This is a genomic window from Streptomyces sp. S4.7, assembly GCF_010384365.1.
GTDB lineage: Bacteria > Actinomycetota > Actinomycetes > Streptomycetales > Streptomycetaceae > Streptomyces.
In genome coordinates this window covers 5,756,058-5,768,048 of the sequence record NZ_CP048397.1, presented here as the reverse complement: position 1 = coordinate 5,768,048, position 11,991 = coordinate 5,756,058, and the positions used below count along the sequence as shown (strand labels likewise).

At 72.2% G+C, this 11,991-nt stretch carries 10 protein-coding genes; 5 read left to right on the top strand and 5 right to left on the bottom strand.

What is annotated here, in order from left to right; all coding sequences use genetic code 11:
- The first annotated feature begins 76 nt into the window (after positions 1-76).
- The 3 genes from SSPS47_RS25740 to SSPS47_RS25730 all read left to right on the top strand — a co-directional run bounded on the left by SSPS47_RS25740 (position 77) and on the right by SSPS47_RS25730 (position 3,039).
- The gene (locus tag SSPS47_RS25740; RefSeq protein ID WP_164253041.1) at positions 77-1,759 is read left to right on the top strand and encodes an FAD-dependent monooxygenase; all 1,683 of its coding nucleotides are present in this window, start codon (positions 77-79) and stop codon (positions 1,757-1,759) included.
- 195 nt (positions 1,760-1,954) lie between these two features.
- On the top strand, positions 1,955-2,572 hold the full coding sequence (locus SSPS47_RS25735) for a cysteine dioxygenase (protein ID WP_164253040.1): 618 nt from the start codon (positions 1,955-1,957) through the stop codon (positions 2,570-2,572).
- A gap of 56 nt (positions 2,573-2,628) precedes the next feature.
- A complete protein-coding gene (locus SSPS47_RS25730; protein WP_203557926.1) occupies positions 2,629-3,039 on the top strand; it encodes a rhodanese-like domain-containing protein in 411 nt (136 codons plus the stop codon).
- A gap of 123 nt (positions 3,040-3,162) precedes the next feature.
- Here the strand turns inward: SSPS47_RS25730 and recX are convergent, their stop codons facing one another.
- From recX to SSPS47_RS25710, 4 genes are all read right to left on the bottom strand, one after another.
- A complete protein-coding gene (gene recX / locus SSPS47_RS25725) occupies positions 3,163-3,744 on the bottom strand; it encodes a recombination regulator RecX (protein ID WP_164253039.1) in 582 nt (193 codons plus the stop codon).
- A gap of 9 nt (positions 3,745-3,753) precedes the next feature.
- Positions 3,754-4,884, bottom strand: coding sequence for a recombinase RecA (gene recA, locus SSPS47_RS25720; RefSeq protein WP_164253038.1), 1,131 nt, complete (start codon positions 4,882-4,884; stop codon positions 3,754-3,756).
- A gap of 271 nt (positions 4,885-5,155) precedes the next feature.
- Entirely contained in the window at positions 5,156-7,735 is a 2,580-nt protein-coding gene (locus SSPS47_RS25715; RefSeq protein WP_164253037.1) for an ABC transporter permease, read from the bottom strand.
- On the bottom strand, positions 7,729-8,508 hold the full coding sequence (locus tag SSPS47_RS25710) for an ABC transporter ATP-binding protein (protein ID WP_164254999.1): 780 nt from the start codon (positions 8,506-8,508) through the stop codon (positions 7,729-7,731). The genes SSPS47_RS25715 and SSPS47_RS25710 overlap by 7 nt, the downstream gene beginning before the upstream one ends.
- 189 nt (positions 8,509-8,697) lie before the next feature.
- Between SSPS47_RS25710 and SSPS47_RS25705 the strand changes: the two genes are divergently transcribed.
- Entirely contained in the window at positions 8,698-10,053 is a 1,356-nt protein-coding gene (locus SSPS47_RS25705) for a sensor histidine kinase (protein WP_164253036.1), read from the top strand.
- Positions 10,053-10,697 (top strand): response regulator transcription factor, encoded by a 645-nt coding sequence (locus tag SSPS47_RS25700; RefSeq protein ID WP_203557925.1) that lies wholly within the window; start codon positions 10,053-10,055, stop codon positions 10,695-10,697. Before SSPS47_RS25705 ends, SSPS47_RS25700 begins: the two co-directional genes overlap by 1 nt.
- A gap of 30 nt (positions 10,698-10,727) precedes the next feature.
- On the opposite strand, the gene SSPS47_RS25695 is transcribed toward SSPS47_RS25700, so the two are convergent.
- Positions 10,728-11,888: an AI-2E family transporter gene (locus SSPS47_RS25695; RefSeq protein ID WP_164254995.1), complete on the bottom strand. Its 1,161-nt coding sequence runs from the start codon at positions 11,886-11,888 to the stop codon at positions 10,728-10,730.
- Between the last annotated feature and the right edge of the window lie 103 nt (positions 11,889-11,991).

Below are 11,991 nucleotides of genomic sequence, written 5' to 3'. Positions count from 1 at the left end.
GCATACGTTCTGTGATCGCTCTGCGGGTTCCAACCGCCATTCGCCGCATGACCGTACGGGCCGGAGAGGTCGCGCCGTGGACCCGGTGATCGTCGTCGGCGCGGGCCCCGTGGGGCTCGCGCTCTCCCTCTGTCTCGCCACTCAGGGCGTTCCCGCCGTCGTGCTGGACGAGGGGGCCGGCAAGGACGATCCGCGACCGGCCCGTACGGCGGTTCTGCGGCCCGACACTGCCGCTCTGATGGTACGGCTGGGCTGCTCCACGCTCCGTGACGAAGGCGCCCGGTGGGTCGGTTGGCGACAGTTGCGGCGCAAGCAGCAGATGCGGCAGCTACGGCTCGGTGATGCCGCCGAGTCCGGTGGTGCCAGTGGGACCAGTGGTCCGGACGGCGACGGCGCGGAACGTGGCGGTCCGTCTCTCCCGTCGCCGTTACACCTCCCGCAGCATGCCCTCACGCGCGGTCTGAGGGACGCCGTCGCCCGCCACGACCTCGTACGGCTGGTGCCGGACAGCAGGCTCGACTCGCTGGAGCAGGACGCCCGTGGCGTCACGGTGCACACGCGCGGCCCCGGCGCGACCTGGTGGCGCGGAAGTCATGTGGTGGGCTGCGACGGCGCCAGGTCCACCGTCCGCAAGCTCCTGGGTGTCCGTTTCCCGGGCCGTACGGCGGTGGAGCGGCACGCGGTCGCCGCACTCCGCGTCGAACTGCCCTGGCCCGGCGAGGCCGTGCTGCACCGTCAGCCGCCGTGGCGGAGCGGGGGCCAGGAGGTGTCCGCGAGGCCGCTCACGGACGGCGTGTGGCGGCTGGACTGGCTGCTGCCCGCCCGGGGCGAACTGGTCACGCCGGAGGCGCTGGTGGCGCGGGTACGGGACACCCTGACCGGCTGGTGCGGCGACACTCCGCCCTACGACCTGCTCGACACCGGCGTGTACACGCTGCACCACCGGCTCGCGCGGCGCTGGCGCGTCGGCCGGGCCTTCCTCGCGGGGGACGCCGCGCACCTGCTGGGCGCGCTCGGCACTCAGGGCCTCGACGAGGGACTGCGGGACGCCGACAATCTGGGCTGGAAGCTGGCGCACGCCTGGCACCACGGGGCGTCGGATACGCTGCTCGACAGCTATCAGGCGGAACGCCGTACCGCCGTCGCCGCGCGGCTGCGCGCGGCCGATCAGTCGCTGACGATACTTCGCGGCGGCGGCGGTCTGCGTACGTATCTTCCTGGTACCGCACGCGGCCATGACACTCTCCTCGCCGACGGGCATCTGGGGCAGGGGCCGATGGGCGCGCCCCCCGCGTACCCGCACTCCCCTCTCGCACCTCCGTACGCCGAGGCGCACGCGACGGTCGACACCCGGACGGGGGCGCCCGTCGACGACGTGCTCGTGACGGCGCCCGACGGCATGACCGTGCGGCTACGGGACCGGCTCGGCAGGGGCAGGGTGCTGGTGGTGCTGGTCGCGCCGGGGACGGGTGTGTGGGACCGGCGGCACTGGCTGACCGCGGGCGTGATGCCGCGGCTCGCCGAAGCCGTCGCGGCCCTGCCGTCGCCGGCCGAGCTGCTGGTCACGGAGAGCTATCCCGGGGCGTCGGCGCACTCGGTGCTGCTGGTGCGGCCCGACGGCCATCTGGTCGCGGCCTTCGGCGGCGTACGGCCCGACGAGCTGTACGCGGCGGCCGACGCCGCACGTGGGGGCGCGCCAGAGGCCTCTCCGGCGCCGGATCGCCCCGGTGGCCGGGACCGGACAGCGAACATCAATTGACCGTCGTCGGGATCACATGGTGTACTCCGGAACGTGACTGACACCGATGTGCGCCTGTGGCGGAGGGTCCATATGGACCTGGTCCGCTATGCGGGCTGTGTGTGTCGTCCGTCCTGCTGATTTCGCCCCCTTCTCGCAGCGCTCGTCGTGTCGGCACATGACGGCGCGTCCCCGCGAACTTCCAGGACGGTTTTCATGGCTGCTTCTCTCGACACCCCCGCGCCCACCGCTCCAGCGCCAACTGCCGTCGTTTCCAAGGCTGTTGACACTCAGACGGTCGCACCCGGCACATCGGGCGGCGGCGCGGCGGCGGTCTCCGGCGTGCCGACGCAGACCGAGTTGCTCGACTTCGTACGGCGTACGGCGGCCGACACCGAACTCGTCTCCACGCTTCCCCTCGATCCCGACGGCCGTACGTGGATCCGTCTCGACGGCCCCGCCGGCAGCGAGGCGTGGATCATCAGCTGGCCGCCCGGCACCGGGACCGGCTGGCACGACCACGGCGGCTCGTACGGCGCCTTCGCCACGGCGGAGGGCGCGCTCCAGGAGGACTCGCTCGCGGCCAGGCTGCCCACCGAGGGCTGGAAGACGCTGGAACTGGCCGAAGGGGTCGACCGGGAGCGGAAGTTGACGAAGGGCGACGCCAGGGCCTTCGGCAGTCACCATGTGCACGAGGTGCGCAACGAGTCGGGCTCGGAGCACGCCGTTTCGGTGCACGCCTACTATCCGCCGCTGCCGCTGATGCGCCGCTACAGCCGCACCGGCGCGGTGCTCCGCCTGGAGCAGGTCGAGCGTCCGCAGGAGTGGCAGTGAGCCGGGAGCCGATCGATCGGACGCACCCCGGTGCGCACACGGCACCTGAGGCGTCTGTGACACCTGAGGCCCCTGTGGGACCTGTGGAACCTGTGGGAATCGACGAACTGCTCGACCGGGTCCGTGAGGAACTCGACCGGATCGAACCGCGGGAGGCTTTCGCCGCCGCGGCGGACGGAGCACTGCTGGTCGACATCCGGTACGCGGAACTGCGGGACCGTGACGGACTGATACCCGGCGCGCTGGTCGTCGAGCGCAACGAGCTGGAGTGGCGTCTCGACCCGCTGGGCAGCCATCGGGCGGCGGAGGCCACGAGCCACGATCTGCACGTCGTGGTGATCTGCAACGAGGGCTACGCGTCGAGTCTCGCGGCTGTCTCGCTACGGCAGTTGGGACTGCACCGCGCGACGGACCTCGTCGGCGGCTTCCAGGCGTGGAAGGCGGAAGGGCTGCCGGTCTCGCACTGAGCCGGTCGGCCGTCTCGACCCGATACCCGGCCGACCCCCCGCGCGGGCCGGGATTCGTTCGTCGTTCTTCCTTCTTCGGCCGCCTGACGGTCCCGGCTCACCGGTCCTCAGGAGATGCCCGCCTCAGTAGAGGCCCTCGTCCAGCCCTTCCGTGTCCTCGCCCTCCGCCTCCAGTGCCTGCTTGACCACCCGCAGGGCCACACCCTGCGGGTATCCCTTGCGGGCCAGCATGCCCGCGAGCCTGCGCACCCGCCTGTCGCGCTCCATGCCACGGGTGGAGCGGAGCTTGCGGGCGACCAGCTCCCGCGCGGTCGCCTCCTCCTGTTCGGAGTCGAGCTGCCCCACCGCCTCGTCGATCAGGTCGGAGTCCACCCCCTTGGTGCGCAACTCACGCACCAGGGCTCGCCGGGCCAGGCCCCGGCCGTGGTGCCGGGACTCCACCCAGGCGTCGGCGAACGCCGCGTCGTTGATCAGTCCCACATCTTCGAAGCGGGAGAGGACTTCGGCCGCGACGTCTTCGGGGATCTCCCGCTTCTCCAACGCGTCCGCAAGCTGTTTCCGGGTGCGCGGGGTCCCGGTGAGCAGGCGCAGACAGATCGCCCGCGCCCGCTCCGCCGGGTCCTGGGACGGCAGCTCCTTCTCGGCCCTCGACGAGTCGGGGCTGCCGCCCTGCCGCTCAGTTCGCCGCCTCTTCGCGTAAGGCACGGCGCCGAACTAGCTCTTTGCCGCCGCCGCCTTGGCCGACTTGGCCTTGGTGGCAGGAGCCGGCACTGTCTTCGCCGCGTCGGCCGGGGCACCTGCGGCGGCACCCGCCGCGTCCGCTCCGGTCTCGCCCGCGGGCGCCTCGGGCTTGACGCCGACTCCCAGCTTCTCCAGGATCTTCTTCTCGATCTCGTCGGCGAGATCGGGATTGTCCTTGAGGAAGTTGCGGGCGTTCTCCTTGCCCTGGCCGAGCTGGTCGCCCTCGTACGTGTACCAGGCGCCGGCCTTGCGGACGAAGCCCTCCTCCACGCCCATGTCGATCAGACCGCCCTCGCGGCTGATCCCCTGGCCGTACAGGATGTCGAACTCGGCCTGCTTGAAGGGCGGCGCGACCTTGTTCTTGACGACCTTGACGCGGGTGCGGTTGCCGACGGCGTCGGTGCCGTCCTTCAGCGTCTCGATACGACGGATGTCGAGCCGCACCGAGGCGTAGAACTTGAGCGCCCGGCCACCGGTCGTGGTCTCCGGCGAGCCGAACATCACGCCGATCTTCTCGCGGAGCTGGTTGATGAAGATGGCCGTGGTCTTGGACTGGTTGAGCGCACTGGTGATCTTCCGGAGCGCCTGGCTCATCAGCCGCGCCTGAAGACCCACGTGCGAGTCGCCCATCTCACCCTCGATCTCCGCTCGCGGCACCAGGGCCGCGACGGAGTCGATGACGATGAGGTCGAGCGCACCGGAGCGGACCAGCATGTCCACGATCTCCAGGGCCTGCTCGCCGTTGTCGGGCTGGGACAGCAGCAGGCTGTCGATGTCGACGCCGAGCTTCTTCGCGTACTCCGGGTCGAGCGCGTGCTCGGCGTCCACGAAGGCCACCGTGCCGCCCGCCTTCTGGGCGTTCGCCACCGCGTGCAGCGTCAGCGTCGTCTTGCCGGAGGACTCCGGTCCGTACACCTCCACCACACGGCCGCGCGGGATGCCGCCGACTCCGAGTGCGACGTCGAGTGCGGTCGACCCGGTGGGGATGACCTCGATGGGCTCGTTCGGCCGCTCGCCGAGGCGCATCACCGCGCCCTTGCCGAATTGCCGTTCAATTTGGGCGAGAGCGGCGTCCAGCGCCTTCTCGCGGTCGGATCCTGCCATGGGTTCCACCCGATTTGCTTGTGTCGATCGCTTCACATCGAAGACGCTATCCCCTGCCACTGACAATGGGCCTCGACGTCCTCCCGCCTGTGGAAAACTCCGGCCTCCGGCACCTCGAACAACCGGCCCGAACCCCCCATGAGAATGCTTGTTCGATTTTGGTGTCAAGCGATCTCGCGGGGGTGTCGCCGAGCGGACACGGAGCCGAGGAGTCGAGAGGGAGCGGCCGAGTGCCGGTGGATGGACTCGTCGCGGGTGGGGCGGGGGGCGGCTACTCGCGCGACCCCGCCAGTGCGACCGGCCTCGTGCGCAGCGCCGCCATCGCGGGGACGACGGCGGCCGCCACCGCCAGCACGGCACTCGCCGCCACCATCGCCCCCACACTCCCCCAGGGCACGATCAGGGGCGACCGGACGGAGAGCAGCGCGAGGGCGCCCCGTACGCCGAGGAGGTTCAGGCCGGCCACGGCGGCGCCGAGGAGGGAACCCACGGCCACGACCACCAGCGCCTCCGCCGCGACCAGGCGGAGCACCTGCGGCCCCGTCGCCCCGGTCAGCCGGAGCACCGCGAGATCGCCGACCCGGTCGGACGTCGCCATGACCAGGGTGTTCGCCAGCGCGATCCCCGTGTACAGCAGGGCGATCCCAAGGATCAGCAGCATCCCCAGGCGGGTGCTCTCGCTGGAGCGCGGATGGCTCAGCGCCGTCCAGGCGTCCTTCGTGAGGACGGTCGTCTCCGTCGCCCGCCCCGCCTCGCGCAGCGCGGTGTCGACGGCGGTGGCGTCCGCGCCGTCACGCAGTTCGACGTCGACGCGGTCGACCGTGGCACCGGGGGCGTTGCGCGGGGTCACGTACGCCCCGTTGCTCCCGGTGCCGGTCCGGAGCACCGCCACGATCCGCAGTGTCGTCTCGCGGCCGTCGGCCAGCCAGACCCTGACCCGCTGTCCGACGGTGCGGGTCCGCCACTCCTCGTTGACGACGATGCCGCCGTCGTCCAGATCGGCCACTCGGCCGGACACCACGGGCAGCCGGGACACCGCCGTCAGATCGGCCGGGTCCACGGCTCTGGCCTCGGATCCGACGAGGGCGACGCCCTCTTCCAGCACGGTCACGGCGGTGGAGCGCGAGGCGCTCACGTCCGTGCCGGGGATGCTCCGTGCCCGTGCCACGAACGGGGCGGGCAGCGCACCGTCCTCACCCGGCGCCGCGATGACGTAGTCGGCGGAAGTCTGCGCCGCGGCCTCGGTGGCCTTGGCCTCGTTGATCGTCGCCGTCGTACCGAGGAGGGACGCGGCGAGCGCGACAGTGATCAGTACGGGAGCGGCGACGGCCGCCGTACGGCGGACCCCGGTGGCCGCGTTCTCCCGCGCCAGCAGGCCGGTGGCCCCGGGCAGCCGGGCGGGCAGCCAGGTGACGAGCCTGACCAGTGGTGTCACGAACACCGGCGCGTACAGGGCGAAGCCGACGATCAGCAGCATCGGCCGGGTGATGTAGGTCTTCCTCTTGAGCGCCTCGCCGGGATCGGTGGCCAGCGACCACGCGAGCAGCCCGAGACCCGCCAGCAGGACGAGGGCTCCGAGCAGCCAACGGCTCGTGGGCATCGCCCGGTTGTCGACGGCGGCCTCGCGCAGCGCCTCTGTGGGCTTGATCCGTCCTGCCCGCCAGGAGGACGTCAGGACGCCGGCCGTCGCCACGCACAGGCCCGTCCAGAAGGCCGTGTGCAGCGGCCAGGTGTGGTCGCCGATCGCGAACCAGGACGGCGCGATCCCGCTGTCGACCATCCACGCGGCGAGCGGCGGCGCGCCGACGGCGCCGAGCAGGCAGCCGAACGCCGAGGCCGGTACGGCGACGAGGACCGCCTCGGCGAACACCGTCCGCCGGATCTGTCGCGGGGTGGCCCCCGCCGTACGGAGGAGGCCGAACTCGCGTCTGCGCTGGGCCACGGCGAAGGCGAAGGTCGACGCCACGACGAAGACGGAGACGAAGCAGGTGATGCCCGCCGCCGTGCCCAGCAGCGCGTTGACCGCGACCAGGGCCTCGCTGTCCCGGTCCGGGTCCGGATCGGCCGCGCGCCGCGCATCGCCGGTCAGGACCTCGAAGCCGGGTCCGGTGCCGGTGGCGGTGGCGGTGCCGCCGGCGGTCGCGCGTACGGCCCTGCGGACGTCCGCCGCGTCCGCGTGAACCACCAACGCGTCGATACGGGGCGAGAGTTGGGCGGCCTCGGTGTCGGTGAAGAACACCGCGGTCTCGAACTCCGTGGCGCCCACGGTCCCGACGACGGTGCGGCTGTCGGCCCCGGCCGGGGTGACGACCCCGACCCGGTCGCCGACCTCGACACCGTGATCGGCCCGGGGCCCCGAGCGGGCCGCCACGGCGACGACGATCTCCCCCGGCGCGGCGGGGGCGCGGCCGTCCATGAGCCGGTACGGCGTGGCCGCCGCGACCGACCACGGGTGCCCGACCGCCCCGTCGTCCCCACGGGCACCGGCGCTGTCGGCGCCGTCGGCGCGAGCTCCCGAAGAAGCGCCGACGAACGACACGGGGAACGTCCGGTCCGCGACCGTACGGCCGAGCCGCGTGAGTTCGGCGGCCAGGCCCTCCGGTACCGCCCGCGGACGGGCGAGCCGCTGCGTACGCTCGCCGATCGGTGTGGACACCCGCAGGATGTCGGAGGCCCTGACGACCACCGGGGCCGCGGCGAAGCGCTCGGGCCCCCGGTGCGGGGCGTCGAACGTGGCCGCGAGCGCGAGCCCCGTGGCGGCGATGAGCCCCACGCCGAGGGCGAGCGCGGCGAACGATCCGGTGAAGGTGACCCAGCGGGCCCGCATGCCGAGAAGCGTCAGCCTCAGCACGGGGCCACCGCCAGGGCGGTCATCCGCTCCGCGACCAGGTCCGCGGTCGGCGAGTCGAGAGCGCCCCGCACCCTGCCGTCCGCCAGGAAGAGCACACGGTCCGCGTACGACGCCGCCATGGGGTCGTGCGTCACCATGATCACCGTCTGTCCGCCGTCGACCATGCCGCGCAGCAGGGTCAGCACCTCCCGGCCCGTCCGCGAGTCCAGCGCCCCGGTCGGCTCGTCGCCGAAGAGCACGTCGGGGCGGGTGACCAGCGCCCTGGCGAGCGCCACGCGCTGCTGCTGGCCGCCGGAGAGCTCGCTGGGCCGGTGCCCCGCGCGGTCGCGCAGTCCCACCCGCTCCAGCACGTCGAGTACGGCGGCCCGTTTCGGTCTGCGGCCGGCCAGGCGCAGCGGGAGCGCCACATTCTGCTCGGCGGTGAGCGAGGGCAGCAGGTTGAACGCCTGGAAGACGAAGCCGATGCGTTCGCGCCGCAGCAGGGTCAGCTTGTTCTCGCTGAGCGCGGTCAGGTCGCGGTCCCCGAGCATCACGGTCCCGCTGGTGGGCCGGTCCAGTCCGGCCGTGCACTGGAGCAGCGTGGACTTGCCGGAACCGGAGGGCCCCATGACGGCGGTGAAGGTGCCCTTGGGTATGTCGAGGGTGACCCGGTCGAGCGCGGTCACCGCCGCAGCGCCCTTCCCGTAGGAGCGGGTGACGGAGCTGAGCCGGACGGCCGCGCCGCTGCCGGCGGTTACGAGCGGCGCGGCGGCGCTGCTCGCGGCGTCGTTCATGGCTGCGTATTTCATGGTGATCACTCAAGTCGCGCCGGACGCCGCGCACATCACAGCAGGACGGCATGCCCGTGGTGGAGCTGGCTCCACCCCCCGGCGAGCTGGAAGGGGCGGGTGGGGCTGCGTACGGGGCGAATGGTGGAGCTGGCTGGGTGGTAGCCCCGTACGGCGCCCGCCTACCGTGCGTCCATGCACTCCCCCGGTCTCTGGCAGGCGCTCCGCGCGCCCCGTTATCTCCGCGGCCCCTGGCCGTGGCGCTCCGCGGCGTATCTGCTGAGCGGCGTGTGCGTCGGTCTGGCGACCCTGGTGTCCCTGCTTCTGCTGGCGGTCGTGGGAGGCGCGCTGGCGGTGGTCGTCGTCGGCATCCCACTGCTGCTGATGTCGGCGCTCGCGGGCATCCCGCTGGCCGCGATGGAGCGCCGCCGGCTGCGGCTGGTCGACCCCGTCGTACTCCCCGATCCGCACCGCGAACCGGACGGTACGGGCCTGGCCGCCTGGGTCCGCGTCCGTCTCAAGGAGCCGAACACGTGGCGGGAGTTGGGCTACGCGCTGCTGTGCGCGTTCGTGCTGTGGCCGCTGGAGGCGCTGGCCCTGGGAACGGTGCTCGGCCTCTGCGGCGGCCTGCTGTCCACGCCCGTGGTGATGGCCACGGTCGGCGGGGGCGAGGAGGTCCGCGTCATGAAGATCTGGCTGGCCGACTCCTATCCGCAGGCGTTCGCGGCGGCGCTGGCCGGCGCGCTCCTGCTGCCCGTCCTGGCCTATCCGCTGGGTGTGGTGGCGGCCGGGCGCGCCGCACTGGCCAGGCAGCTGCTGTCCTCCCGTGACGCCACCGTCGATTCCCGGATCCAGGAGCTCGGCCGGTCCCGGATGCGGCTGGTGGACGCCTTCGAGGCGGAACGCCGCAGGATCGAGCGTGACCTCCACGACGGTGCGCAGCAGCGCCTGGTGGCCCTGTCGATGACGCTGGGCCTGGCGAGGCTGGAGAACTCCGGCGAGCCCCTGGGCGGCCTCCTGGCCAAGGCACACGACGAGGCGAGCACGGCGCTGGTGGAGATCCGGGAGCTGATCCGGGGCATTCACCCGCAGGTGCTCACCGACCGGGGGCTGAAGGACGCGGTCGAGGACGTCGCCGACCGGTCGACGGTGCCGGTCGACGTGCGCTTCGAGCTGCCGGGGCGGCTGCCCGAGGCGGTCGAGACGGCGGTGTACTTCGCGGTCTGCGAGGCGTTGGCGAACGTCGCCAAGCACAGCGGCGCCGGCCGCGCGGAGGTGTGTGGCAGGATCGCCGGCGGCGAGCTGGTCGTGGAGGTCAGGGACGACGGGGCGGGCGGGGCGGACTTCTCCGGCGGCTCCGGTCTGCAGGGCGTGGCGGACCGTATCTCGGTCCTGGACGGGCATCTGGCGGTCGCCAGCCCCGTCGGCGGTCCCACCGAGTTCCGCGTACGGATCCCCTGCCCGCCCGCCCGCGCCGCCACCGACACGGCCGCGGCGCCCGGCACGACCACCGCCCCAGCCTCCCGCACTGCCACTCGAACGAGGATCTGATGTTGCGCATCGTGCTGGCCGAGGACAGCGTGCTCCTGCGGGACGGACTCACCGGTCTGCTCGAACGTTTCGGGCACAAGGTCGTCGCCGGGGCAGGGACCGCCGACGAGCTGATCGCGACGGTAACCGAGCACCGGCCCGACATCGTGGTGACGGACGTGCGCATGCCGCCGGGCTTCTCCGACGAAGGGCTGCGGGCCGCGCTGGAGTTGCGCGAGCGGCGGCCGGAGCTGCCCGTCCTCGTACTGAGCCAGTATGTGCAGCGCGCGTACGCCGAGGAGCTGCTCGACTCCTCGGACGGCACCGGCGTCGGCTATCTGCTGAAGGAACGGATCGGGCACGTCGAGGAGTTCGTCGACGCCGTCCGCCGCGTCGCCGAGGGGGCCACGGTGGTGGACCCGGAGGTCGTACGGCAGTTGCTCAGGCACCGCCGCGACCCTCTGTCGAGGCTGACGCCGCGCGAGCAGGAAGTACTGGCGCTGATGGCGGAGGGCAGGTCCAACGCGGCCGTCGCCGCGGCGTTGCATGTCGGTGAGGGGACGGTGAGCAAGCACTTCGGCAGCATCCTCACGAAGCTGGACCTCTCCCTGACGGACGCGACGAACCGCCGCGTCCTTGCGGTGCTCGCCTATCTGCGTGGCTGACACCCGGCCCCCGGGGCCCCTTGGGGGCCGTCAGGCGTCGCCCCCGGGGCGCGGCGACCGGGGCTGCGGTCGCAGGCGTGCGCTGCCGCGTCGCAGGGTCCGGCGTATCCGCGCCAGCGTCCGCCCGCTGCCCCGGCGCCGGTGGCCGTGCACGCGCGGGTCGTCCGTCACGTCGTAGCGCTTCACGTACGCCCCGAGGAACGCCTGCAGCGTCGCGACCGCGGGGATGGCGATCAGCGCGCCGACGGCGCCGAGCAGCGCCGTACCGGCGACGACCGAGCCGAAGGCCACGGCGGGGTGGATGTCGACCGTCTTGGCGGTGAGCTTGGGCTGTAGGACGTAGTTCTCGAACTGCTGGTAGATCACCACGAATCCGAGCACCCACAGCGCGTACCAGGGGTCGACGGTGAAGGCGATCAGCATCGGCAGGGCGCCGGCCAGGTAGGTACCGATGGTCGGCAGGAACTGCGAGACGAGGCCCACCCACACGGCGAGCACCGGCGCGTAGGGGACTCCGAGGATCTCCAGCAGGATGTAGTGCGCGACGCCGGAGATGAGCGCCATCAGTCCGCGCGAGTAGATGTAGCCGCCGGTCTTGTCGACCGCGATCTCCCAGGCACGCAGCACCTCGACCTGCTTGGCCGGGGGCAGGACGGAGCACACGGTGCGCCGCAGCCTCGGCCCGTCGGCGGCGAAGTAGAACGAGAACAGGAAGATCGTCAGGAGCCGGAAGAGGCCGCCGAGCACGGTGGTGGAGACGTCGAGCACACCGCTCGCGCTGTTCTGGACGTATCTCTGGAGCCAGTCGGAGTGGAGCAGGCTGTCCTGGACGGCCACCCGTGACAGCTCGGTACGGAAGCTCTGGTTGATCCAGTTGATGAGCGAGTCGAGGTACCTGGGGAACTCGTCGACGATCTCGATGATCTGGCCCGCGAGCATCGAGCCCAGCAGCACCACGAAGCCGACGCTCGCGATCAGTACGGCGAAGAAGACCAGGAACGTCGCGAGTCCGCGCCGTATGCCGCGGGTCGCCATCCGGCTGACGGCCGGCTCGACGGCCAGGGCCAGGAAGAAGGCGATCAGGATGTTGATCAACAGCCCGAGGAGCTGGTGGAACGCCCAACTGCCCAGTTGGAAACAGGCGATGAGCGTGAGTGCGAGCACCATGGCACGCGGCAGCCAGCGGGGCATGCGGGCCGTCTCGTCACCGTTCCCCGCCGCGGGAGGCGGCGGCGGGGCGGACGGCTGAGGTTCCTGGGCTGTTTCGTCGGTCAGTGCCACGGAGCCAGTGTCG

Excerpts from the sequence above, each read along its gene's own strand:
- SSPS47_RS25735 (WP_164253040.1), top strand. The coding sequence starts at position 1,955 with ATGGCTGCTTCTCTCGACACCCCCGCGCCCACCGCTCCAGCGCCAACT.
- recA (WP_164253038.1), bottom strand. The coding sequence starts at position 4,884 with ATGGCAGGATCCGACCGCGAGAAGGCGCTGGACGCCGCTCTCGCCCAA.
- SSPS47_RS25710 (WP_164254999.1), bottom strand. The coding sequence starts at position 8,508 with ATGAACGACGCCGCGAGCAGCGCCGCCGCGCCGCTCGTAACCGCCGGC.
- SSPS47_RS25705 (WP_164253036.1), top strand. The coding sequence starts at position 8,698 with ATGCACTCCCCCGGTCTCTGGCAGGCGCTCCGCGCGCCCCGTTATCTC.
- SSPS47_RS25700 (WP_203557925.1), top strand. The coding sequence starts at position 10,053 with ATGTTGCGCATCGTGCTGGCCGAGGACAGCGTGCTCCTGCGGGACGGA.
- SSPS47_RS25695 (WP_164254995.1), bottom strand. The coding sequence starts at position 11,888 with ATGCCCCGCTGGCTGCCGCGTGCCATGGTGCTCGCACTCACGCTCATC.